Source organism: Enterobacter cloacae complex sp. P12RS, assembly GCF_014895875.1.
GTDB lineage: Bacteria > Pseudomonadota > Gammaproteobacteria > Enterobacterales > Enterobacteriaceae > Enterobacter > Enterobacter bugandensis.
This window is the reverse complement of sequence record NZ_JADBQO010000007.1, coordinates 197,653-219,142: the sequence shown is the minus strand read 5'-3', so window position 1 is coordinate 219,142 and position 21,490 is coordinate 197,653. Positions and strand designations below refer to the sequence as shown.

Sequence of the window (21,490 nt, the reverse complement as noted above, 5' to 3'; positions counted from 1 at the left end):
AAGCGCTTGCCGTCAGAGAAACAGCGCTGTAACATTTGCGACCTGTATTTATGGATAAATTACAACAGTGAATCATGGCATCAATTATTAATCGAATCATTGAATTAGCGGGATGGATTGTTCTTGGGGTTTCGGTCATTTTGCTCGGCGTAGCCAGCCATATTGATAACTACCAGCCGCCGGAGCCTGCTGCCGTCACCCATCCTAAGTAACCGGTTGCTGCTTTAAAGAGTGACATAATGTGTCAGTTTCGTATTGCCAGCCCTGGTGAACGCGGTTAACCTTCTCTTCCAGGCATCACCTTCGGTGCCTGAATTTCAGCAAAGAAAACTCCTAATTTCGTCGCGTTATCTGAGTGGGCTGTTTACGTCTGTATTAATCCGTTTATTATTCGACCGAATTACCTTAACTGGTATTACTCACTTTTATATGGAAAATTATTAATATGACAGTTCAGGACTATTTATTAAAATTTCGCAAGATCAATTCGCTTGAGAGCCTGGAAAAACTGTTTGACCATCTGAACTACACCCTGTCGGATAATCAGGACATTATCAATATGTATCGCGCCGCTGACCATCGCCGTGCGGAGCTGGTCTCCGGCGGACGCTTGTTCAACGTCGGCGAGGTGCCGAAGTCCGTATGGCGTTACGTTTTATAAGAAAGTAGCCATCCGCGCGAAATGTTATATACTCTCCGCCCTGCAAACTGGCTGTACAACATTTCGCGCAGATAATGGGAGAGTTCATGACCGCAACGCCTGGAGAACGCATCGGAGGCTGGTTAATCGCCCCACTGGCATGGCTGCTGGTTGCCTTATTAAGCGCATCGCTTGCGCTGCTGCTTTATACCACCGCACTGATTACCCCTCACGCTATTCAGACCCTGATGTCGCAAAGCGTGTTGAATATAGCGATGTGGTTTGTGTCGTTCGTTTTCGCGATTGGGATGTGGTACTACACCCTGTGGCTGACTATCGCCTTCTTTAAGCGCCGCAAGAGTGTGCCTAAGCACTACATTATCTGGCTGCTGGTCTCGGTCCTGCTGGCGGTTAAAGCGTTTGCTTTCTCGCCCGTGTCTGACGCGCTTGCTGTCCGCCAGCTGCTTTTCCCGTTACTGGCCGCGGCGCTGCTGGTGCCCTATTTCAAACGTTCAACGCGTGTGAAAAACACCTTCGTGAACCCGTAATAACCTTACAGATAACCTGTTGTCGCCTGCCCCGGTTTGTCCGATAATAGGCGGCTTTTTTATTTCAGGCTAAATAATGACCGATTACTTACTGCTCTTTGTCGGCACCGTGCTGGTTAACAACTTCGTTCTGGTGAAGTTCCTTGGCCTGTGCCCGTTTATGGGCGTGTCCAAAAAGCTGGAAACGGCGATGGGCATGGGGCTGGCGACGACCTTCGTCATGACGCTGGCGTCTATCTGTGCGTGGTTGATTGACACCTGGATCCTCATCCCGCTGGGGTTAATCTATCTTCGCACGCTGGCGTTTATTCTGGTCATTGCGGTTGTAGTGCAATTTACCGAAATGGTGGTGCGCAAAACCAGCCCGGCGCTCTATCGCCTGCTGGGTATCTTCCTGCCGCTGATCACCACCAACTGCGCGGTGCTTGGCGTGGCGCTGCTGAACATCAACCTTGGCCATAACTTCATGCAGTCGGCGCTGTACGGTTTCTCCGCCGCTGTCGGTTTCTCATTTGTTATGGTGCTGTTCGCGTCGATTCGCGAACGTCTCGCAGCAGCGGACATCCCTGCGCCATTTCGCGGTAATGCCATTGCGCTGGTGACCGCGGGTTTAATGTCTCTGGCCTTTATGGGCTTTAGTGGTCTGGTGAAGTTGTAATGAGTGCTATCTGGATTGCCATCGCCTCTATCAGCGTCCTGGGGTTGGTGTTTGGCCTTATCCTGGGCTACGCCTCCCGCCGTTTCGCGGTAGAGGACGATCCTGTTGTTGAAAAAATTGATGAGCTTTTGCCGCAAAGTCAGTGTGGACAGTGCGGCTACCCAGGCTGCCGCCCTTACGCTGAAGCGGTAGGCATTCAGGGTGAAAAAATTAACCGCTGTGCGCCCGGCGGCGAAGCGGTGATGCTGAAAATTGCCGCCCTGCTTAACGTCGATCCGCAGCCCGTTGATGGCGATGCGGAAGTCCAGGAGCCGGTCCGTGCCCTCGCGGTGATCGACGAAGCAAACTGCATCGGCTGCACCAAATGTATTCAGGCCTGCCCGGTCGACGCCATTGTTGGCGCAACGCGCGCCATGCACACCGTTGTGGCGGATCTCTGCACCGGCTGTAACCTCTGCGTGGCCCCCTGCCCGACGCAATGTATAGAGCTGCGCCCGGTTGAAACGACTACCGAAAGCTGGAAGTGGGATCTTCAAACCATTCCGGTTCGTAATATTCCTGTGGAACAACATGCTTAAGTTATTTTCTGCTTTCAGAAAAGAGAAGATCTGGGACTTTGACGGCGGTATCCATCCGCCAGAGATGAAAACCCAGTCCAACGGCACGCCGCTGCGTCAAATTCCGCTGGCGACGCGTTACGTCATGCCGCTCAAGCAGCATATTGGCGCTGAGGGCGAGCTGTGCGTGAAAGAAGGCGATACGGTGCTGCGCGGTCAGCCGCTGACCTTCGGACGCGGACGTATGCTGCCGGTACACGCCCCTACTTCCGGGAAAGTGGTGGCAATTGCCCCTCATACGGTGGCGCATCCGTCCGCGCTGTCGGAACTGAGCGTGATTATTGAAGCCGACGGTGAAGATCGCTGGATTGACCGTGACGGCTGGAGCGACTACCGCAGCCAGAGCCGCGAAGCGCTCATCGAGCGTATTCATCAGTTTGGCGTCGCCGGGCTTGGCGGCGCGGGCTTCCCGACCGGCGTCAAGCTGCGCGGCGGTGGCGATAAGATTCAGACGCTGATTATCAACGCCGCCGAGTGCGAGCCGTACATCACCGCCGACGATCGTCTGATGCAGGATTGCGCCGCCCAGGTGGTGGAAGGTATCCGCATCCTTGCGCACATTCTGCAGCCGCGGGAAGTGCTGATCGGTATCGAAGACAATAAACCGCAGGCCATCTCAATGCTGCGCGCCGTGCTGGCCGGTAGCCATGATATCGCCCTGCGCGTCATTCCGACCAAGTACCCCTCTGGCGGCGCAAAGCAGTTGACGCAAATCCTCACCGGCAAGCAGGTCCCGCACGGCGGACGCTCGTCGGATATCGGCGTGCTGATGCAAAACGTCGGCACCGCTTACGCCGTCAAGCGTGCGGTGATTGACGGCGAGCCGTTGACCGAGCGCGTGGTAACGCTGACCGGAGAGTCTGTCTCTCGTCCGGGTAACGTCTGGGCGCGCCTCGGCACGCCGGTGCGCCATCTGCTGGAACAGGCTGAATTTTGCCCTGCCAGCGACCAGATGGTGATCATGGGCGGTCCGCTGATGGGCTTTACCCTGCCGTGGCTCGACGTTCCGGTAGTGAAAATCACCAACTGTCTGCTCGCCCCTTCTCCAACCGAAATGGGGGAGGAGCAGGAAGAGAAAGGCTGCATCCGCTGCAGCGCCTGTGCCGATGCCTGCCCGGCGGATCTCCTCCCGCAGCAGCTGTACTGGTACAGCAAAGGCCAGCTGCACGATAAAGCCAAAGCCCATAACCTGGCCGACTGCATCGAATGCGGCGCCTGCGCCTGGGTCTGCCCAAGCAACATTCCGCTGGTGCAGTACTTCCGCCAGGAGAAGGCCGAGATTTATGCCATCTCCATGGAAGAAAAACGCGCCGCGGAAGCCAAGGCACGTTTCGAAGCGCGTCAGGCGCGTCTCGAACGTGAGAAGATGGCTCGTCAGGAGCGACATAAGCAGGCCGCCGTTCAGCCTGCCGGGAAAGATCAGGATGCAATCAACGCCGCACTGGCGCGAGTTCGCGAGAAAAAAGCCAGTGCCGCCCAGACGCTGGTGATCCAGGCCGGTGAAAAACCGGATAACAGCGAAGCGATTGCCGCCCGCGAAGCGCGTAAAGCTGCGGCCCGCGCCCGTCAGGCGGAAAAAGCGCAAGCGGCGCAGCCGGAAGCTGAAATCGATCCACGCAAAGCCGCCGTCGAAGCGGCAATAGCCCGTGCCAAAGCGCGCAATGCCGGGGAGCAGCCAGTGGTGGTTGAACAGGAACCGGTCGATCCGCGTAAAGCCGCCGTCGAAGCGGCGATTGCCCGCGCCAAAGCGCGCAAAGCAGCGCAGCAGGCGCCAGCCGCAGAACCTGAAGCACCGGTCGACCCACGCAAAGCCGCCGTTGAAGCGGCGATAGCCCGCGCCAAAGCGCGCAAAGCAGCACAGCAGGAAGAGCAGCCGCAGGCCGCCAACGATGACCCGCGCAAGGCCGCCGTCGCCGCCGCCATTGCGCGCGTTCAGGCAAAGAAAGCCGCACAGCAAGCCGTAAACGAGGATTAAATGGTTTTCAGAATCGCAAGTTCCCCTTACACCCACAATCAGCGCCAGACCTCGCGCATCATGATGCTGGTCTGCCTGGCGGCGCTACCGGGCATTGCCGTTCAGTGCTGGTTTTTCGGCTGGGGAACTCTGTTCCAGATAGCTCTTGGATGCGCCAGCGCCGTCGCCGCGGAAGCCCTCGTGCTGAAGCTGCGCAAGATGGCGGTTTCCCGCATCCTGGCGGACAACTCCGCTCTGCTGACCGGCCTGCTGCTGGCCATCAGCATTCCCCCGCTTGCCCCGTGGTGGATGGTGGTGCTCGGCACCGTGTTTGCCGTGATTATTGCCAAACAGCTCTATGGCGGCCTCGGTCATAACCCGTTTAACCCGGCGATGATTGGCTACGTGGTGCTGCTGATCTCCTTCCCGGTACAGATGACCAGCTGGCTGCCACCGCACGAGATTGCAGCCACGGTCCCCGGCTTTATGGATGCTCTGCAGGTGATCTTTACCGGCCATACGGCGCTGGGTGCTGATATGAACGCGCTGCGTATGGGCGTGGACGGTATCAGCCAGGCGACGCCGCTCGATACGTTTAAAACGTCCCTGCACGCCGGGCACAGCGTTGAGCAAATCATGAAGTCCGCCATCTACAGCGGCGTGCTGGCGGGAGCCGGCTGGCAGTGGGTCAACCTGGCGTATCTGCTGGGCGGCCTGTTCCTGTTGCAGCAGAAAGCCATCCGCTGGCATATTCCGGTCAGCTTCCTGGTGACGCTGGCGGTCTGCGCTACGCTGGGCTGGGTATTCTCTCCTGAATCGCTGGCCAGCCCGCAGATGCACCTGCTCTCCGGCGCGACCATGCTGGGTGCCTTCTTTATCCTGACGGATCCGGTGACGGCCTCAACGACTAACCGCGGACGCCTGATCTTCGGCGCGCTGGCTGGCCTGCTGGTTTGGCTCATCCGCAGCTTTGGCGGCTATCCGGACGGCGTGGCGTTTGCCGTCCTGCTCGCCAATATTACCGTTCCGCTCATCGACTATTACACGCGCCCCCGCGTGTACGGCCATCGCTAAGGGTTTCGCCATGTTAAAAACGATGCAAAAACACGGCGTCACGCTGGCTGTCTTCGCCGCGGTCCTGACGGGGCTGACGGCACTGGTTAATGCGCTGACCAAAACGACCATCGAAGAACAGGCCTCGAAGCAGCAAAAGGCGCTGTTCGATCAGGTGATCCCGTCCGATTTCTACGATAATGACCTGCAAAAAAGCTGCTTTGTGGTAGACGCGCCGCAGCTTGGGAAAGGCCCGCACCGCCTCTTTATCGCCCGCAAAGGGGATAAACCGGTCGGCGCGGTGATGGAAGCGACCGCCCCTGACGGCTATTCCGGCGCCATTCAGCTGCTCGTGGGCAGCGATTTCTCCGGTACCATCCTGGGCACCCGCGTGACGGAACATCATGAAACGCCGGGCCTGGGCGACAAAATTGAAACCCGTCTGAGCGACTGGATTTTGCACTTTGCCGGTAAAGTGATCCATGGTGAAGATGACACCGCGTTTGCGGTGAAGAAAGACGGCGGCGAGTTTGACCAGTTCACGGGCGCAACCATCACCCCGCGGGCGGTGGTAAACGCCGTAAAACGTGCCGGGCTGTACGCTGAAACGCTGCCCGCGCAGATCAACAATCTTCCGGCCTGTGAGGAGTAATCATGAGCCAGGTTAAAGAGGTTATTGTCCAGGGATTGTGGAAAAACAACTCCGCGCTGGTACAGCTTCTGGGTATGTGCCCCCTGCTGGCGGTGACATCCACCGCCACCAACGCGCTCGGTCTGGGTCTGGCAACCACGCTGGTATTGACCCTGACCAACCTCTCCATCTCTGCCCTGAGACGCTGGACGCCGTCGGAAATTCGTATTCCGATTTACGTCATGATCATTGCGTCGGTGGTCAGTATTGTCCAGATGCTGATTAACGCCTACGCGTTTGGTCTGTACCAGTCGCTCGGGATCTTCATTCCTCTTATCGTCACCAACTGTATCGTGGTCGGGCGTGCGGAAGCGTTCGCGGTAAAAAACAGCCCGGCCATGTCGGCGCTGGATGGTTTTTCCATTGGCATGGGCGCCACGTGCGCCATGTTCGTGCTGGGCTCGCTGCGTGAAATCCTCGGCAACGGTACGCTGTTCGACGGCGCAGATGCGCTGCTGGGCGGCTGGGCTAAAGCGCTGCGCGTTGAGGTGTTTCACACCGATACGCCGTTCCTGCTGGCGATGCTGCCGCCCGGCGCGTTTATTGGCCTCGGCATGATGCTGGCGATAAAATACCTGATTGATGAGAAACGTAAGCGCCGCGCGGCTGAGCGCAGCGTTCTGGAAGGGACACCCGAGAAGGCCTCATGAATAAAGAAAAGCGCATTGCGATCCTGACCCGTCTGCGGGACGAGAACCCGCACCCGACGACGGAGCTGAATTTTACCTCCCCGTTTGAGCTGCTGATCGCGGTGTTGCTCTCTGCGCAGGCGACCGACGTGAGCGTCAATAAAGCCACTGCCCTGCTCTATCCGGTCGCCAATACGCCGAAGGCCATGCTGGAGCTGGGCGTGGAAGGCGTGAAGTCCTATATCAAAACCATCGGCCTGTTTAACAGCAAAGCCGAGAACGTGATTAAGACCTGTCGGATCCTGCTGGAACAGCACGGAGGCGAAGTACCGGAAGATCGCGCCGCGCTGGAAGCCTTGCCGGGCGTGGGGCGTAAAACCGCGAACGTTGTGCTCAATACCGCGTTTGGCTGGCCGACCATCGCCGTTGATACGCATATATTCCGCGTCTCAAACCGGACCAACTTCGCCCCAGGGAAAAATGTCGAGCAGGTAGAAGAGAAGCTGTTAAAAGTGGTTCCTGCCGAATTCAAGGTTGACTGCCACCACTGGCTGATTTTGCACGGTCGTTATACCTGCATAGCCCGAAAGCCGCGCTGCGGCTCTTGCGTTATTGAAGATCTCTGCGAATATAAAGAAAAAGTCTATCCCTGACCCGTCATAACCCCCTACCAAAAGAAGGACTACCGTTCGTTCTTCTTTTGGCCGTTATTTGTCCACTCTTACTTTCTTCTGACTTGTCGCTTGTTCGGCTCTATAACGCTCAAACAGGTTAATACTTTTTTCATAGCCAAAAATTTCTATACATCTGTGATCGCGATCACTCTGATAACGTCATGTTGATTTTTTGTAGTCAAAGTCATCGCAAACCCTTTGCCGGGCAAGATTTAAATGCGTTTACCCGGAAGATAAGACCAGCTATTTTTCAGAATGTGGGCTATATCACTACAACAAGCGGCAAATAGCAGAACATATCGCCAAAACCCCATCACACAGGGTGTATTCCAGTCGAAAAAACTACCTTTAGTTATCGTATAAAATTTAACGCTAAATAACATTTGTAGAAACCGACAATTATACCGTTCAAGATATATGTAACAGATTATTACAAACGTATTGCCAGACGGGGCAGGATAGTGAACATTACCCGCCGTTTCTCCTCCCAATATAACTATAAGGCGGATGGGCTACGGCCATCACGCGATGAACACCCCCGTTAATATGGGATGTAAAAAAAGAGGTATATGTGTCGACTGCAAACAATAAACCAACAGATGAAAGCGTGAGTCTGAACGCTTTTAAACAACCGAAAGCGTTTTATCTCATCTTCTCTATCGAGTTATGGGAGCGTTTTGGTTACTACGGCCTGCAAGGGATCATGGCGGTTTACCTGGTTAAACAGCTGGGTATGTCCGAAGCCGATTCCATCACGCTGTTCTCCTCCTTTAGTGCCCTCGTTTACGGTCTGGTTGCTATCGGCGGCTGGCTGGGTGATAAAGTTCTCGGTACTAAGCGCGTCATTATGCTGGGTGCCATTGTTCTGGCTATTGGCTATGGTCTGGTTGCATGGTCAGGACATGATGCGGCTGTGGTCTACATGGGCATGGCAACCATCGCCGTGGGTAACGGCCTGTTCAAAGCGAACCCGTCTTCCCTGCTCTCAACCTGCTACAGCAAAGATGACCCACGTCTGGACGGTGCATTTACCATGTACTACATGTCCATCAACATCGGTTCCTTCTTTTCCATGCTGGCAACCCCATGGCTGGCCGCGAAATTCGGCTGGAGCGTGGCGTTTGCGCTGAGCTTCGTGGGTATGCTGATCACCGTGGTAAACTTCCTGTTCTGCCGCAACTGGGTGAAAGACTACGGTTCAAAACCTGACTTCGAGCCTGTCCACATGGGCAAGCTGCTGGCTACCATCGTGGGCGTTGTCGTCCTGGCGGCGATCGCCACTTGGCTGCTGCACAACCAGGGTATCGCTCGTGCCGTTCTGGGCGTAGTTGCGCTGGGCATCGTGGTCATCTTCGCGAAAGAAGCGTTCGCTATGAAGGGTGCAGCCCGTCGTAAGATGATTGTGGCGTTCATTCTGATGCTGGAAGCGATTATCTTCTTCGTGCTGTACAGCCAGATGCCAACCTCTCTGAACTTCTTCGCTATTCGTAACGTTGAGCACTCTATCCTGGGTATCGCATTCGAACCCGAGCAGTTCCAGGCGCTGAACCCCTTCTGGATCATGATCGGTTCCCCGATTCTGGCCGCAATCTATAACAAGATGGGCGATCGTCTGCCAATGCCGCACAAGTTCGCGGTGGGTATGGTGCTCTGTTCTGGTGCGTTCCTGGTACTGCCGCTGGGGACTAAGTTTGCGTCCGACGCCGGTATCGTGTCCGTTAACTGGCTGATCCTGAGCTACGCGCTGCAGTCTATCGGCGAACTGATGATCTCCGGTCTGGGTCTGGCGATGGTTGCACAGCTGGTTCCACAGCGTCTGATGGGCTTCATTATGGGTAGTTGGTTCCTGACCACTGCCGGTGCGGCGATCATCGCCGGTAAGATCGCGAACCTGATGGCTGTGCCAGAAAACGTGACCGATCCGCTGCTCTCCCTGAACGTCTACGGTACCGTGTTCATGCAGATTGGTATCGCTACGGCGGTTATCGCGGCGCTGATGCTGCTGACCGCGCCGAAACTGAATCGAATGACTCAGGACGACGACAAGACGGCGGAAGCGAACAAAACCGCTACCGCGTGATATCTGAGAGAAACGACAGAACAGAAGCCGCTAAGAGATTAGCGGCTTTTTTTTTGTCCCTTCGCGCACTAACATAGCTGAAACCTCAGCAAAAAGGAGTTACCGATGAAACTGTTCTACAAACCGGGCGCGTGCTCTCTTGCTTCCCATATCACCCTGCGCGAGAGCGGCAAAGATTTCACGCTGGATGGCGTTGATCTGATGAAAAAGCGCCTGGAAAACGGGGATGACTTTTTTGCGATTAACCCAAAAGGGCAGGTTCCGGCCCTGCTGCTGGATGACGGAACTCTGCTGACCGAAGGCGTGGCGATTATGCAGTTCCTGGCGGACAACGTACCGGATCGCCAGCTCCTTGCCCCTACCGGCAGCGTCGCACGTTATAAAACGCTGGAGTGGTTGAACTATATCGCCACCGAGCTGCACAAAGGTTTTACCCCCCTCTTCCGCCCGGATACGCCGGAAGAGTACAAGCCGACCGTGCGAGCTCTGCTGGAGAAAAAGCTGCAGTATGTTAACGAATCGCTGAAAGACGATCAGTGGATTTGTGGTTCACGCTTCACCATTGCCGACGCGTACCTGTTTACCGTACTGCGCTGGGCGCGTGCGGTTAAGCTGAACCTGGAAGGGTTGGACCACATCGCATCGTATATGGCGCGCGTGGCGGAGCGTCCAGCGGTGGCCGCGGCGCTAAAAGCCGAAGGGTTGAATTAAGCCAGCCGTCTGTGTTGCCGGGTGGCGCTGACGCTCACCCGGCCTACGAACTCTGGACGATTATAGCCGTGTGGCGCTGAAATAGTGCTCCGGCTTCGCGATACGATCCTGTGCCGCGACCACCTGCAGTTCATATTCCTGCATCTCTTTCGTCGCAATCATGATTTCGTACACCGCTGCCGTCACGTGCTCCAGCGCGTCTCTCACCGTTGCACCCTGCAACAGTTTCACCAGCAGCAGTCCGCTGGTCACATCACCCACGCCCACCGGCTGACGCGTGCCGAAATCCACCAGCGGACGGCTGATATGCCATGCGTCATCTTTCGTCACAAGCAGCATCTCAAAACGCTCCTGGGTCAGCCCTGCGCGGGCGAGATGTTTTACCAGCACAATCTCCGGCCCCTGGGCTATCAGCTCGCGAGACGCGCGTACAGCCTCTTCTACGCTGTTAACCGGATGCTCGCAAAGGATCTCCAGCTCAATCAGGTTGGGCGCAATGATATCGCTGGCGGGCAGCGCATGGCGAACGTGAAATTCCGCTACGCCAGGCGCCACAATGCAGCCTTTCTCCGGGTGTCCCATGACGGGGTCGCAGAAATATTTTGCCGCCGGGTTTGCCGCTTTCACCTGACGGACGATGCCGAGGATGTGTTCCCCCTGCTCCGCTGAGCCGAGGTAGCCGCTCAGAACGGCGTCGCAGCGCTTGAGCTGGTCGATATCCGCAATACCCTGCACAACCTCTGTGAGATGCGAAGGCGGCATCACGCAGCCGGTCCATTTGCCGTATTGCGTGTGGTTAGAGAACTGCACGGTATTGAGAGGCCAGACGTTGGCACCGAGGCGGCGCATCGGGAATTCCGCTGCGCTATTGCCAGCATGTCCAAACACAACGTGGGACTGAATGGCGAGGATGTTCTTCATCTTTTTCTTACCAAACCCTGAACAAACAAAAAGGGCGTGGTTTCCCACGCCCCTCGAGACTTTTACTTACTTCCAGCAGACCAGACAGTAGTTTTTCTTACCGCGGCGCAGCAGCGTGTAGCGGCCATACAGACGATCGCTGTCAACGAAGGTGTATTCCGGATCAGCCTGCTTTTCACCGTTGATGGTGATAGCGTTGGAGGCGATGGTTTTACGCGCCTGACCACGGGAAGGCTGGAGCTCAGAGTCCACCAGCGCCTGCATCAGGTCAGCCCCTTTTTCCATCTCAACCATCGGCACGCCGTCCTGCGCCAGCTGTTCGAAGTCCGCTTCGCTCAGATCGCTCAGCGTACCGTTGAACAGGCTTGCGGTGATGCGTTTTGCCGCGGCCAGGCCCTCTTCACCATGAACCAGTTTGGTCACTTCGTCCGCCAGCACGTACTGGGCACGCGGCGCTTTACCGCTGTTCTTATCTTCCTCTTCCAGCGCATTGATCTCTGCAATGTCCATGAAGGTGAAGAACTTCAGGAAGCGGTAAACATCGGCATCCGCCGTGTTGATCCAGAACTGATAGAATTTGTACGGGCTGGTTTTCTTCGGATCGAGCCACACCGCGCCGCCTTCGGTTTTACCGAATTTGGTGCCGTCTGCTTTGGTGATCAGTGGAACGGTCAGGCCGAAGACCTGGTTCTGATGCAGACGACGGGTCAGGTCGATACCGGAGGTGATGTTCCCCCACTGGTCAGAGCCGCCGATCTGCAGAGAGACGCCGTGCAGCTTGTTCAGGCAGGCAAAGTCATAGCCCTGCAGCAGGTTGTAGGAGAACTCGGTAAAGGAGATACCCTGATCGTCACGGTTCAGACGCTGCTTGACCGCTTCTTTGTTAATCATCTGGTTAACAGAGAAGTGCTTGCCGATGTCACGCAGGAAGGTCAGCACGTTCATGCCGCCAAACCAGTCGTAGTTGTTAGCAGCAATGGCAGAGTTATCACCACAGTTGAAGTCGAGGAACGGTGCAACCTGTTTGCGGATCTTATCCACCCACTCCTGCACGGTATCTTCGGTGTTCAGCTTACGCTCTGCGGCTTTAAAGCTCGGGTCACCAATCAGACCGGTCGCGCCGCCCACCAGGGCAACAGGCTTATGGCCCGCCATCTGGAAGCGTTTCAGGCATAACAATGGAACAAGATGCCCCAAATGCAAGCTGTCAGCGGTGGGATCGAAGCCGCAATAGAGCGCGATCGGGCCTTGCGCCAGTCGCTCTGCTAACGCTTCCTCGTCCGTCACCTGGGCCACGAGGCCCCGCTCTTGCAATTGTTTAATCAAGTTACTGCTTGCCATCAAATTCTCCATGTATAAACGACTGCACCTTTGCCGGTACACGACTTTTCGCCTGATGCGAAAGGACCATAGAATAAAGCGCAAGCGCGGTGTGCGCTAGCGCTTAAATCAACAAATTTCGGGGATTACGGGGCCAGTCTGTCGATTTTCCAGCCGCCATTCTCGCGCTGGTATAAAAAGCGGTCATGCAGGCGATGCTCACCGCCCTGCCAGAATTCCATCTGCTCAATCGGAATGCGGAAGCCGCCCCAGAAGCTTGGCAGTGGAATTTCCCCCTGCTGGAACTTCTGTTTCAGCTCCAGGAATTTACTTTCCAGCACGCCGCGGGCAGAGATCCGGCTGGACTGTTTTGACACCCAGGCGCCAATCTGGCTGTCGCGCGGGCGGCTGTGGAAATACTTCACCACCTCAAGGGTCGAGAGACGTTCCGCTTTCCCGGTGACCATCACCTGACGTTCAAGCATATGCCACGGGAACAGCAGGCTGATGCGCGGGTTGTTTTCTAAGTGGTGCGCCTTGCGGCTGCCCAGATTGGTATAGAACACCAGCCCTTTCTCGTCGTAATGCTTAAGCAAGACGATGCGCTGATACGGTTGACCGTTTTCATCTACCGTCGCGACGACCATGGCCGTTGGGTCGGCCAGCTTCGCGTCGCAGGCCTGTTTCAGCCAGCGCTCAAAAAGCACGAGGGGTTCAGCGGGAAGATCCTGGCGACGCAGGCCGCCTTTGGTGTATTCACGGCGCAGATGCGCAATTTGCTGCAGTTCGTCGTTATCTGACATGGCGTTAGCTGATCTTGAGATTGGGTGGCGCTATTGTGCGCCGCCCCTGTAAAAATCTCAACGCTTCGGATTTTCAAGCTGGCAGTTGTTCAGCACAATGCGGTCTCGTTTGTAGACCGTGGCGCTGTCGCCTTTCGACCAGAATACATAGATGCCGTCCGAATAACGCGCCCCGGAGGCCGAGATACCCTGCTTAAGGGTTAGCAGCTTGTTATCGTAAACGAAGCTGGCTTCCTGACGCGGGTTATTCAGCTTCACGGTCAGCGGTTTTTCATCGCAGCGATACTCCAGCGTATCGGTCTGCATGCGCTCAAGGAACTGGTTATAGACGCTGCATCCTGACAGCAATAAAGGCGCGGCAATAAGAAGAAGTTTTTTCATGGGCGTATTCCGAAGACTTTCCTGGTCCTGGAGGGCATGGCTGCCCCCCTGTTTTATTCCATTCTAACGACGAGGCGCCGCGCTGAATTTCAGTTAACTCTGATTATGACGAGGATTTGCAGGGAAAATCGCCCCGAGGACGCTGGCCTCACGCGCGCCGGTTACCGACGGCAAATTCCCTGGCAGCCCGGCGATGGTGCGCCAGGCAAGCCAGGCGAAAGCCAGCGCTTCCATATCATCCCCGCTGATGCCGGCCTCGTCCGTCGTGGTCACCTCGGTGCCCGGCAGCAGCCCGGCAAGACGCGCCATCACCAGCGGGTTTCGGCTTCCCCCGCCGCACACCAGCAGGCGTTCGCAGCCGCCGCTGAGCAGCACTTGCTCAGAGATCGACACGGCCGTTAATTCGGCAAGCGTCGCCTGGACATCCTGCGGGGCGAGTGCCGGGAACAGCGCAAGCTGGCGCTCGAGCCAGCCAAAGTTGAAGTATTCTCGTCCCGTGCTTTTCGGCGCCGGTAAGGCAAAATAAGGGTCGCTGAGCATGGACTGCAGCAGCGGGAGAACCACTTTACCCTCGCTCGCCCACTCGGCGTTTTTATCATAAGGTTGACCGCACTGTCGCCAGATCCAGGCATCCATTAACATATTTCCCGGGCCGGTATCGTAGCCGCGAACGGGCTGCCCTGGAATAAGCATTGAGAGGTTAGCAATCCCGCCTATGTTGAGCACCATGCGGCGTTCTGTAGGGTGCGCCAGCAACGCCTGATGGAAGGCAGGCACCAGCGGCGCGCCCTGGCCGCCAAGGGCAATATCGCGGCGACGAAAATCCCCGACGACCGTTACGCCCGTCTTCGCCACAATCTGGTTGTTATCGCCGATTTGCAACGTATGCGGCGCGTCGCCAGTCGGCTCATGCCAGACGGTTTGTCCGTGACACCCGATGGCGACCACATCCTGGGGACGAAGATGTTCTTTTTGCATTAACGCCTGCACCGCATCCGCAAACAGCGCACCCAGCCGAACATCAAGTTGACCAAGCTGGGAGAGGGTTAACTGCTGCCCCTGACAGATGCTCAGAATGTCCTCTTTCAGCGAAAGGGGGATTGGCCAGGTCAGGCTCGCCTGCTGTGCCACCATATGTTCGTCAATGGCGGCCAGAACGACATCTACCCCATCCAGACTGGTGCCCGACATCACACCAATGTAGCGACCCGATTTCATGCGCTTTCCTTACGTTGCGTGGGCTAAGGATATCCACTCAACCATAAACAGCGCTCCTTTGCCATCCGACGATAATATTTTTTAACAATGTCTTGCCGGTATGGCGAGTGGCTCCTGTTTATGTCTCGTTAAGTCAAATTCAAGTACAATTTTCTTATTGTTAGTGCAAAGATATGAACTATGGCTCTTTATGCCATATAATTTAGCCATAACGGATGCCTCCAGATGGGCGTTTTTGGTGAACAGGAGATTCAAATGATTGTACGTGTACTGGGCGTTTCGCTGATTGGTTTAACCCTGGCTGGCTGTGTGAACGACAGCTCGCTGTCTGGCGACGTTTACAGCGCTTCTGAAGCAAAACAGGTTCAGAGCGTGACTTACGGTACCGTTGTTAACGCCCGTCCTGTACAAATTCAGGGTGGTGATGAAAACAACGTGATGGGCGCAATCGGCGGTGCTGTACTGGGTGGTTTCCTGGGTAATACCGTTGGCGGCGGCACGGGCCGTTCTCTGGCAACCGCAGCGGGCGCTGTAGCGGGTGGTGTCGCGGGTCAGGGCGTACAGGGCGCGATGAACAAAACCCAGGGCGTAGAGCTGGAAATTCGTAAAGACGACGGCAGCACCATTATGGTTGTTCAGAAGCAGGGCAACACCCGCTTCTCTGCGGGTCAACGCGTCGTGCTGGCGAGCAACGGCAGCCAGGTTACCGTTTCTCCGCGTTAATTAAAAATGGATGTGGTCATCAGGCCACATCCATTTACAATATATATCACCCTCACAAATATATTTACAGAATACATTCATCCCACACATTATTAAACGCGCCATATATTGTTTCTGCGCAAAGTATTTAGCGTGCTAATTGATTAAACTCTTCGCAATCATCTCTTCATAATTATTTTAATTTGTAAAACTTTATATGCTTGCGAATAGTCGTTCTGTAAAAGGTCGTTATATCTCGTTCTGTTTCGGTTGCTTTGTCGTCATCGGAATATTACAGGCTTTATTTTCAAAACTGGTTGACTGGGTTCCATCCTTTTCGCCTCTTTTGTTCCCCACACTCACCATTTTTTTACTCGTGTTTCACCTGTTTATTGCCTGTTTTATGGCAATGAAATACTGGTGTGATAAGCGGCGGCTCTATCTGATTGCCATCTCATTTGCCTTTGCCGGTTCGGCCTTGCTGATGGTCGGAACATTGACCAGCTTTCCGGCGTGGCTGGATCTCTATCAGTTCAACGTTGTGAACTACAACGATGCGATGATCTACTATATGTTCCGCCACCTCTTAATGGCGGTGCTGATGATCGTTTCGGCATTACTTTATCCCACGCGCAATCTGCCCCTTTCACGGTTGGCGCATATCATCATCGTTAGCGGTTCATTTCTTTTTACCGCATGTATGGTGATTCTGGCCTGGATGTATTCCAGCCATTCCCCGTTTCTATCCCTCGATCTGGTTGATAATGAAACGCGGCAGTTTATGGTTCTCTGGAGCCACAGCATTAATATTTCATTAATCGTTCTCTGGGTCGTGACACTAGCCACGCTGATGTTTATTACGCGCGTGCGTAATCTGTTCTGGGTAGGCGGTAATTTTCTGTGTGTCTGCTATGTCGTCACGCTCTCTATGCTGTTGGTAGGCGGACATGCAGAAGATATATCCTGGTATCGCGCCCGATTATTTGAAACCGTCGCGACGCTGATTATTATTTTTGTGCTGCTCTATGATGTCTTCAGGTTGTATCGTGACTCCCATTTGAAGTATCAGCAGTCGTATCAAAATTCGATTCGCGATCCGCTCACGCGCCTTTATAACCGCAGCTATTTTTATGAATCGTTAAACCAGGCGCTGGGCATCGCCAAACCCAGCCGTCCGGTTTCGGTTATCGTCAGCGATCTCGATCGTTTCAAGCGTATCAACGACAACTACGGTCACCTGCAGGGAGATAAAGTCCTGCAGTTTGTCGCCAATCTGCTGATGGACTCCGTACGTCCGCAGGATATCGCAGCGCGAATCGGCGGCGAAGAGTTTGTCCTGATGCTGGCAAACACCTCCGCAGAAGACGCATATCAGGTGGCGGAGCGCATTCGGTTGAAGCTAAGCGGTTTTGATAAAATTAGCAGCGAGGGTCAGTTACCAGAGCCGATTACCATCAGCATGGGGGTGTTTACGGCAACCTCTTCGTCGGTAAGCGCAGAAGCGTGCGTGGAAAGTGCCGATAAGGCGATGTATGAAGCGAAAGAGACGGGCCGTAACCGCGTCGTTGTCTTTAAGTAAAAACAAGGCCTTGCAGATGCAAGGCCCTGTTGTCTGGTCAGTCGCGAGACTGTAGCTCGTGAATGTTTTGCTCAAGGCGCGCAATGAGGCTGATGAGCATTTCCAGCTCCGTCGGTGAAACGCCTGAAAGGATTTCACCGCGCGTTTTGGTGATCACCGCTTCCATTTCAGTGATGATAGGCGCCGCTTTCTCCGTCAGCTTAATGCGCTTGGCGCGACGATCGCTGGCGCAGGTTTGCCGGGAGATCAGTCCCTTCTCTTCCAGTTGGTCAAGCGTGCGCACCAGCGACGGTTGCTCAATGCCTATCGCTTTAGCCAGTTGAATTTGCGACTGGTCGGGCGGCAGCTGATGAATGTTGTGCAACGTGACCCAATGCGTCTGCGTCAGTTCCAGAGGTTTCAGGCGATGGTCAATCAGAGCACGCCAGACGCGTACCAACCTTGCCAGATCAGAACCTAATGGCGATTCCAATTTCATCTCCTTATAATTAGCTTGCTAAGTTATTATACTGATTTTAGAATAGTGTGCAGCATTTGTATTGGCAAAACAAATGCAATACTGCATTCATCGGACTCAAAAGTATGACTTACACTGAATTATGATGCTTCTTCATACTCAGACAAGCCAACGCGGCATTCTGTTCACTGCAAAGGATTTCTGCCTGTGATCTTTTTTCATCGCTCAGAAGGTTTACCCCTTCAGGACCTGATCTTCGGTGCGTCAGTCTACTTTCCTCCCCTGTTTAAAGCCGTGCTGGTGGGCTTTGTTCTCTGGCTCATCGCGCATCGCCTGCTTCGCGACTGGATGTACTCCGGCGAAATCTGGCACCCCATGCTGATGGATCTCTCCCTGTTTGCCCTCTCCGTATGCCTGGGCCTTGCTGTTCTGATCGTGTGGTGAATATGCCTCTGAAAACGCTGAAGTACTTTTCCACCCTGTTCGTTCTTGTCCTCGCCCTGGCTGCTGGATGGTGGTTGTGGAATTATTATATGCAGTCCCCCTGGACCCGTGATGGCAAAGTTCGCGCTGAGCAGGTCAGCATCACCCCCCAGGTCTCGGGAAGTATCACAACGCTGCTGGTTAAGGATAATCAGTACGTTAAAAAAGGAGAGGTGTTATTCCGCATCGACGACACCCCGTATCACATTGCAATTCTGAACGCCCAGGCGCAGCTGGCAAAAGCCCAGTCTGACCTTGCTAAGGCCAATAATGAGGCCAATCGCCGCCGTCACCTGTCGAAAAACTATATCTCCGCGGAAGATTTAGATACCGCCAATATTAACGTCAAGGCCATGCAGGCAAGCGTCAACGTGGCTGAGGCCACGCTGAAGCAGGCGCAGTGGGAGTTAACCCAAACCGTGGTCACCGCCCCCGTCGACGGATGGGTGACCAACCTCTCCACCCGGGTGGGAAATTATGCCACCGCCGGTCAGCCGGTTTTTGCTCTCGTCGACAGCCACTCGTTCTACGTCGTGGGCTATTTCGAAGAGACCAAGCTTCGTCATATACGTGAAGGCGCACCCGCCGCCATAACGCTGTATAGTGGCCCGCAAAAGTTACAGGGTCACGTTTCCAGCATTGGCCGCGCCATTTACGATCAAAGCGTTGAAACGGATTCCGGGCTGGTGCCGGACATCAAGCCGAACGTACCGTGGGTGCGCCTGGCTCAACGCGTGCCTGTGCGCGTGGAGTTTGACCGTTTACCCGAGGACATCACGCTGGTTTCCGGCACCACCTGCACTGTCTCTATCGGAACCCGTTAATGAAGCTGCAGGCGCTCTCCTGGCAAAACACGCCGTGGATGAAAGCGACGCGCCCCCAGTGGCGCTACGCGCTGCGTAACGGCATTGCCATGTGCCTGGCGCTGACTGTCGCCTATTATCTGAACCTGGATGAACCCTACTGGGCGATGACCTCCGCGGCGGTGGTAAGCTTCCCCACCGTTGGCGGGGTGATCAGCAAAAGCCTTGGCCGTATCGCAGGTAGCCTGCTGGGCGCCACCGCGGCGTTAATTATCGCGGGCCACACGCTGAACGATCCGTGGCTGTTCCTGCTGAGCATGGCGGCATGGCTGGGTTGCTGTACCTGGGCCTGCGCCCATTTCACCAATAACGTAGCCTATGCTTTCCAACTGGCGGGCTATACCGCCGCCATTATCGCCTTCCCGGTCGTCAACGTGCTCGACACCACCGAGCTATGGGATATCGCACAGGCGCGCGTCTGCGAAGTCATTGTCGGGATCCTCTGCGGCGGATTTATGATGATGATCCTGCCCAGCACCTCTGACGGCACTGCGCTTATCACTGCGCTGAAAACCATGCATACCCGGCTGCTGGAACATGCGAGCCTGCTGTGGCAACCGGATACCAGCGATGACATCCGCCTCGCGCATGAAAAGGTTATCGGGCAGATCCTGACCATGAATCTGTTGCGAATTCAGGCGTTCTGGAGCCATTACCGTTTTCGCCGTCAGAACACGCTGCTTAACTATTTGCTGCACCAGCAGCTGCGCATGACCAGCGCTATCTCCAGCCTGCGCCGAATGCTGCTCAACTGGCCGGCACCGCCAGAAAACACCCGCGCGGTAATCGAAACCCTGCTCGCGGCGCTCGCGCGACCGGATGCGGACATCTATACCGTCGCGAAGATCATCGCCCCGCTCGCCCCGGTGGATGAGTTTGATTATCGCCATCGCGCCTTCTGGCAGCGGCTGAATTACTTTTGTCGGCTATACCTGCGCAGCAGCCGCTGGATTAAGGCGGTAGAGAATGCTACCCCGGTCACGGAGTTCGCCGTTCCCGGCAGCCCGGCTCTCGCACGTCACACCGATTATCTGGAAGCGCTGTGGAGCGGTTTTCGCACCTTCAGCGCACTGATGCTGGTGGGGGCGTGGAGCATTACCACGCAGTGGGAGTCAGGTTCGGCGGCGTTAACGCTTGCCGCTATCAGCTGCGTGCTTTACTCCGTCGCGGCCTCGCCGTTTAACTCGCTTACGCTGCTGCTGCGAACGCTTGTTTTGCTATCACTGTTCAGTTTTGTGGTGAAGTTTGGCCTGATGGTGCAGATAAGCGATCTCTGGCAGTTTCTGCTGTTCCTGTTTCCGCTGTTAACTACGATGCAGCTCCTTAAGCTGCAAATGCCGAAACTGGCGGGTCTGTGGGGGCAGCTGATTGTCTTTATGGGCTCGTTTATCTCCGTGACGAATCCGCCGGTGTATGATTACGCCGCTTTTCTGAATGACAACCTGGCAAAGATTCTTGGCGTCGGGCTGGCGTGGCTGGCCTTCGCGGTGTTGCGTCCCGGCTCTGACGCACGCAAAAGCCGTCGACATATCCGTGAATTGCGCAGAGGGTTTGTCGACCAGCTCAGCCGCAAGCCGCATCTGCAAGAAAGCGAATATGAATCGCTGGTTTATCACCACGTTAGCCAGTTAAATAACAGCCAGGACGCGCTGTCCCGACGCTGGCTGCTGCGCTGGGGGGTGGTGCTGTTGAACTGCTCGCACGTGGTCTGGCAGCTTCGCGCATGGGAAACGCGCTCCGATCCGCTGTCGCAGGTACGTGATGTATGTATCTCTCTGCTACGCGATGTGATGAGCGAGCGCGGCGTTCAGCAGCGGCCTCTGGAGGCCACGCTGGCTGAACTGCAGCGGATCTGCGACACCCTTGCCCGGCATCATCTTCCCGCAGCCCGCGATTTGGCCTCGATAATCTGGCGCCTGCACTGCTCGCTGTCGCAGCTGGAACAGGCGCCTCCGCCAGGAACGATTGGGGATCAGATTACGCCGCAGGCATAGCGCGCCCCGCCGCCGCCAAGCGGTTTAGGCTGATCGGACATGTTATCGCCGCCCACATGGATCATCAGCGCTTTGCCTTTGACCTCATCCAGCTTTTTCAGCCGCGGGGCCACGACCGGATCCGTGGCTTTACCGTCATTGTTTACCACCAGCACCGGCAAGTCGCCCAGGTGTCCCATACCTTCAGGCCCTTCATGTTTACCTGAATTCTGCGGGTCGAGGTGGCCCCCTGCTGCTTCCGCTGCCGACGGTTTACCCTCTTTCATGGCTGGCTGACAGCTCCCTTTGGCATGAACATGGAAGCCGTGTTCGCCCGGCGGGAGTGCTTTAAGATCGGGTGCGAATTCCAGCCCTTTATCGGTCTCGGTGATTTTCACCGTCCCGATGGACTGACCCACACCCTGTGAGGTGACGAGATTCATTTCTACTTCGTCGCTGGCTGCCTGCGCCCCTGCGCAAACAACCAGCGTGACCAATGCCAGAGTAAAACGCTTCATATGACCTCCGCTGGTTA

24 protein-coding genes are annotated in these 21,490 nt (G+C 55.6%); 17 read left to right on the top strand and 7 right to left on the bottom strand.

Annotated elements, in window-relative coordinates:
• Positions 1 to 86: 86 nt before the first annotated feature.
• The 12 genes from blr to gstA all read left to right on the top strand — a co-directional run bounded on the left by blr (position 87) and on the right by gstA (position 10,255).
• Positions 87 to 212, top strand: a complete 126-nt coding sequence (blr, locus tag IM284_RS04040) for a division septum protein Blr (protein ID WP_168733269.1) — start codon at positions 87 to 89, stop codon at positions 210 to 212.
• A gap of 233 nt (positions 213 to 445) precedes the next feature.
• A complete protein-coding gene (gene ydgT, locus IM284_RS04035; RefSeq protein ID WP_013096896.1) occupies positions 446 to 661 on the top strand; it encodes a transcription modulator YdgT in 216 nt (71 codons plus the stop codon).
• 86 nt (positions 662 to 747) lie between these two features.
• On the top strand, positions 748 to 1,188 hold the full coding sequence (locus IM284_RS04030; RefSeq protein ID WP_025758365.1) for a DUF2569 domain-containing protein: 441 nt from the start codon (positions 748 to 750) through the stop codon (positions 1,186 to 1,188).
• Positions 1,189 to 1,264: 76 nt separating this feature from the next.
• A complete protein-coding gene (gene rsxA / locus IM284_RS04025) occupies positions 1,265 to 1,846 on the top strand; it encodes an electron transport complex subunit RsxA (RefSeq protein WP_028012919.1) in 582 nt (193 codons plus the stop codon).
• Entirely contained in the window at positions 1,846 to 2,424 is a 579-nt protein-coding gene (rsxB, locus tag IM284_RS04020) for an electron transport complex subunit RsxB (RefSeq protein ID WP_032640037.1), read from the top strand. The genes rsxA and rsxB overlap by 1 nt, the downstream gene beginning before the upstream one ends.
• Complete coding sequence (gene rsxC, locus IM284_RS04015) at positions 2,417 to 4,438, top strand: electron transport complex subunit RsxC (protein ID WP_193055732.1); 2,022 nt, start codon at positions 2,417 to 2,419, stop codon at positions 4,436 to 4,438. Before rsxB ends, rsxC begins: the two co-directional genes overlap by 8 nt.
• The gene (rsxD, locus tag IM284_RS04010) at positions 4,439 to 5,491 is read left to right on the top strand and encodes an electron transport complex subunit RsxD (protein WP_028012916.1); all 1,053 of its coding nucleotides are present in this window, start codon (positions 4,439 to 4,441) and stop codon (positions 5,489 to 5,491) included.
• A gap of 10 nt (positions 5,492 to 5,501) precedes the next feature.
• Positions 5,502 to 6,122: an electron transport complex subunit RsxG gene (rsxG, locus tag IM284_RS04005; protein ID WP_045261492.1), complete on the top strand. Its 621-nt coding sequence runs from the start codon at positions 5,502 to 5,504 to the stop codon at positions 6,120 to 6,122.
• Positions 6,123 to 6,124: 2 nt separating this feature from the next.
• Positions 6,125 to 6,811, top strand: coding sequence for an electron transport complex subunit E (locus IM284_RS04000; protein ID WP_023617347.1), 687 nt, complete (start codon positions 6,125 to 6,127; stop codon positions 6,809 to 6,811).
• Positions 6,808 to 7,443 (top strand): endonuclease III, encoded by a 636-nt coding sequence (gene nth, locus IM284_RS03995; protein WP_028012914.1) that lies wholly within the window; start codon positions 6,808 to 6,810, stop codon positions 7,441 to 7,443. Before IM284_RS04000 ends, nth begins: the two co-directional genes overlap by 4 nt.
• Before the next feature lie 592 nt (positions 7,444 to 8,035).
• Complete coding sequence (dtpA, locus tag IM284_RS03990) at positions 8,036 to 9,544, top strand: dipeptide/tripeptide permease DtpA (RefSeq protein WP_028012913.1); 1,509 nt, start codon at positions 8,036 to 8,038, stop codon at positions 9,542 to 9,544.
• A 105-nt stretch (positions 9,545 to 9,649) separates the two neighbouring features.
• Positions 9,650 to 10,255 (top strand): glutathione transferase GstA, encoded by a 606-nt coding sequence (gene gstA / locus IM284_RS03985; protein ID WP_028012912.1) that lies wholly within the window; start codon positions 9,650 to 9,652, stop codon positions 10,253 to 10,255.
• 60 nt (positions 10,256 to 10,315) lie between these two features.
• On the opposite strand, the gene pdxY is transcribed toward gstA, so the two are convergent.
• The 5 genes from pdxY to anmK all read right to left on the bottom strand — a co-directional run bounded on the left by pdxY (position 10,316) and on the right by anmK (position 14,898).
• A complete protein-coding gene (pdxY, locus tag IM284_RS03980; RefSeq protein ID WP_041910326.1) occupies positions 10,316 to 11,176 on the bottom strand; it encodes a pyridoxal kinase PdxY in 861 nt (286 codons plus the stop codon).
• Positions 11,177 to 11,242: 66 nt separating this feature from the next.
• Complete coding sequence (gene tyrS, locus IM284_RS03975) at positions 11,243 to 12,517, bottom strand: tyrosine--tRNA ligase (protein ID WP_047368414.1); 1,275 nt, start codon at positions 12,515 to 12,517, stop codon at positions 11,243 to 11,245.
• A gap of 125 nt (positions 12,518 to 12,642) precedes the next feature.
• A complete protein-coding gene (gene pdxH / locus IM284_RS03970) occupies positions 12,643 to 13,299 on the bottom strand; it encodes a pyridoxamine 5'-phosphate oxidase (protein ID WP_028012909.1) in 657 nt (218 codons plus the stop codon).
• A gap of 57 nt (positions 13,300 to 13,356) precedes the next feature.
• Positions 13,357 to 13,680 carry a C-type lysozyme inhibitor gene (gene mliC, locus IM284_RS03965; protein ID WP_028012908.1) on the bottom strand — a complete coding sequence of 108 codons (324 nt, stop codon included), beginning with the start codon at positions 13,678 to 13,680 and terminating at the stop codon, positions 13,357 to 13,359.
• Between the two features lie 93 nt (positions 13,681 to 13,773).
• On the bottom strand, positions 13,774 to 14,898 hold the full coding sequence (gene anmK, locus IM284_RS03960) for an anhydro-N-acetylmuramic acid kinase (RefSeq protein ID WP_028012907.1): 1,125 nt from the start codon (positions 14,896 to 14,898) through the stop codon (positions 13,774 to 13,776).
• A 255-nt stretch (positions 14,899 to 15,153) separates the two neighbouring features.
• On the opposite strand from anmK, the gene slyB reads away from it, so the two are divergent.
• Complete coding sequence (slyB, locus tag IM284_RS03955; protein ID WP_028012906.1) at positions 15,154 to 15,621, top strand: outer membrane lipoprotein SlyB; 468 nt, start codon at positions 15,154 to 15,156, stop codon at positions 15,619 to 15,621.
• 196 nt (positions 15,622 to 15,817) lie between these two features.
• Positions 15,818 to 17,179 carry a GGDEF domain-containing protein gene (locus tag IM284_RS03950; protein WP_047368413.1) on the top strand — a complete coding sequence of 454 codons (1,362 nt, stop codon included), beginning with the start codon at positions 15,818 to 15,820 and terminating at the stop codon, positions 17,177 to 17,179.
• 37 nt (positions 17,180 to 17,216) lie between these two features.
• Here IM284_RS03950 and slyA read toward each other — a convergent pair whose 3' ends face one another.
• Positions 17,217 to 17,657, bottom strand: coding sequence for a transcriptional regulator SlyA (gene slyA, locus IM284_RS03945; protein WP_028012904.1), 441 nt, complete (start codon positions 17,655 to 17,657; stop codon positions 17,217 to 17,219).
• 186 nt (positions 17,658 to 17,843) lie between these two features.
• On the opposite strand from slyA, the gene IM284_RS03940 reads away from it, so the two are divergent.
• Genes IM284_RS03940 through IM284_RS03930 form a run of 3 tightly spaced genes read left to right on the top strand, consistent with a single transcriptional unit; the run spans position 17,844 to position 20,976 of the window.
• Complete coding sequence (locus tag IM284_RS03940) at positions 17,844 to 18,080, top strand: DUF1656 domain-containing protein (RefSeq protein ID WP_028012903.1); 237 nt, start codon at positions 17,844 to 17,846, stop codon at positions 18,078 to 18,080.
• Positions 18,081 to 18,082: 2 nt separating this feature from the next.
• Positions 18,083 to 18,943, top strand: a complete 861-nt coding sequence (locus IM284_RS03935) for an HlyD family secretion protein (RefSeq protein ID WP_047365383.1) — start codon at positions 18,083 to 18,085, stop codon at positions 18,941 to 18,943.
• Positions 18,943 to 20,976 (top strand): FUSC family protein, encoded by a 2,034-nt coding sequence (locus IM284_RS03930; RefSeq protein WP_047368412.1) that lies wholly within the window; start codon positions 18,943 to 18,945, stop codon positions 20,974 to 20,976. Before IM284_RS03935 ends, IM284_RS03930 begins: the two co-directional genes overlap by 1 nt.
• Here IM284_RS03930 and sodC read toward each other — a convergent pair.
• Positions 20,955 to 21,473 carry a superoxide dismutase [Cu-Zn] SodC gene (gene sodC, locus IM284_RS03925; RefSeq protein WP_028012900.1) on the bottom strand — a complete coding sequence of 173 codons (519 nt, stop codon included), beginning with the start codon at positions 21,471 to 21,473 and terminating at the stop codon, positions 20,955 to 20,957. The two genes, IM284_RS03930 and sodC, sit on opposite strands and share 22 nt — an antisense overlap.
• Positions 21,474 to 21,490 lie beyond the last annotated feature (17 nt).

Excerpts from the sequence above, each read along its gene's own strand:
- sodC (WP_028012900.1), bottom strand. The coding sequence starts at position 21,473 with ATGAAGCGTTTTACTCTGGCATTGGTCACGCTGGTTGTTTGCGCAGGG.
- IM284_RS04000 (WP_023617347.1), top strand. The coding sequence starts at position 6,125 with ATGAGCCAGGTTAAAGAGGTTATTGTCCAGGGATTGTGGAAAAACAAC.
- IM284_RS03950 (WP_047368413.1), top strand. The coding sequence starts at position 15,818 with ATGCTTGCGAATAGTCGTTCTGTAAAAGGTCGTTATATCTCGTTCTGT.
- rsxC (WP_193055732.1), top strand. The coding sequence starts at position 2,417 with ATGCTTAAGTTATTTTCTGCTTTCAGAAAAGAGAAGATCTGGGACTTT.
- ydgT (WP_013096896.1), top strand. The coding sequence starts at position 446 with ATGACAGTTCAGGACTATTTATTAAAATTTCGCAAGATCAATTCGCTT.
- IM284_RS04030 (WP_025758365.1), top strand. The coding sequence starts at position 748 with ATGACCGCAACGCCTGGAGAACGCATCGGAGGCTGGTTAATCGCCCCA.
- nth (WP_028012914.1), top strand. The coding sequence starts at position 6,808 with ATGAATAAAGAAAAGCGCATTGCGATCCTGACCCGTCTGCGGGACGAG.
- pdxY (WP_041910326.1), bottom strand. The coding sequence starts at position 11,176 with ATGAAGAACATCCTCGCCATTCAGTCCCACGTTGTGTTTGGACATGCT.
- rsxB (WP_032640037.1), top strand. The coding sequence starts at position 1,846 with ATGAGTGCTATCTGGATTGCCATCGCCTCTATCAGCGTCCTGGGGTTG.
- rsxD (WP_028012916.1), top strand. The coding sequence starts at position 4,439 with ATGGTTTTCAGAATCGCAAGTTCCCCTTACACCCACAATCAGCGCCAG.
- mliC (WP_028012908.1), bottom strand. The coding sequence starts at position 13,680 with ATGAAAAAACTTCTTCTTATTGCCGCGCCTTTATTGCTGTCAGGATGC.
- pdxH (WP_028012909.1), bottom strand. The coding sequence starts at position 13,299 with ATGTCAGATAACGACGAACTGCAGCAAATTGCGCATCTGCGCCGTGAA.
- gstA (WP_028012912.1), top strand. The coding sequence starts at position 9,650 with ATGAAACTGTTCTACAAACCGGGCGCGTGCTCTCTTGCTTCCCATATC.
- IM284_RS03930 (WP_047368412.1), top strand. The coding sequence starts at position 18,943 with ATGAAGCTGCAGGCGCTCTCCTGGCAAAACACGCCGTGGATGAAAGCG.
- rsxA (WP_028012919.1), top strand. The coding sequence starts at position 1,265 with ATGACCGATTACTTACTGCTCTTTGTCGGCACCGTGCTGGTTAACAAC.
- slyA (WP_028012904.1), bottom strand. The coding sequence starts at position 17,657 with ATGAAATTGGAATCGCCATTAGGTTCTGATCTGGCAAGGTTGGTACGC.
- tyrS (WP_047368414.1), bottom strand. The coding sequence starts at position 12,517 with ATGGCAAGCAGTAACTTGATTAAACAATTGCAAGAGCGGGGCCTCGTG.
- IM284_RS03935 (WP_047365383.1), top strand. The coding sequence starts at position 18,083 with ATGCCTCTGAAAACGCTGAAGTACTTTTCCACCCTGTTCGTTCTTGTC.
- anmK (WP_028012907.1), bottom strand. The coding sequence starts at position 14,898 with ATGAAATCGGGTCGCTACATTGGTGTGATGTCGGGCACCAGTCTGGAT.
- rsxG (WP_045261492.1), top strand. The coding sequence starts at position 5,502 with ATGTTAAAAACGATGCAAAAACACGGCGTCACGCTGGCTGTCTTCGCC.
- slyB (WP_028012906.1), top strand. The coding sequence starts at position 15,154 with ATGATTGTACGTGTACTGGGCGTTTCGCTGATTGGTTTAACCCTGGCT.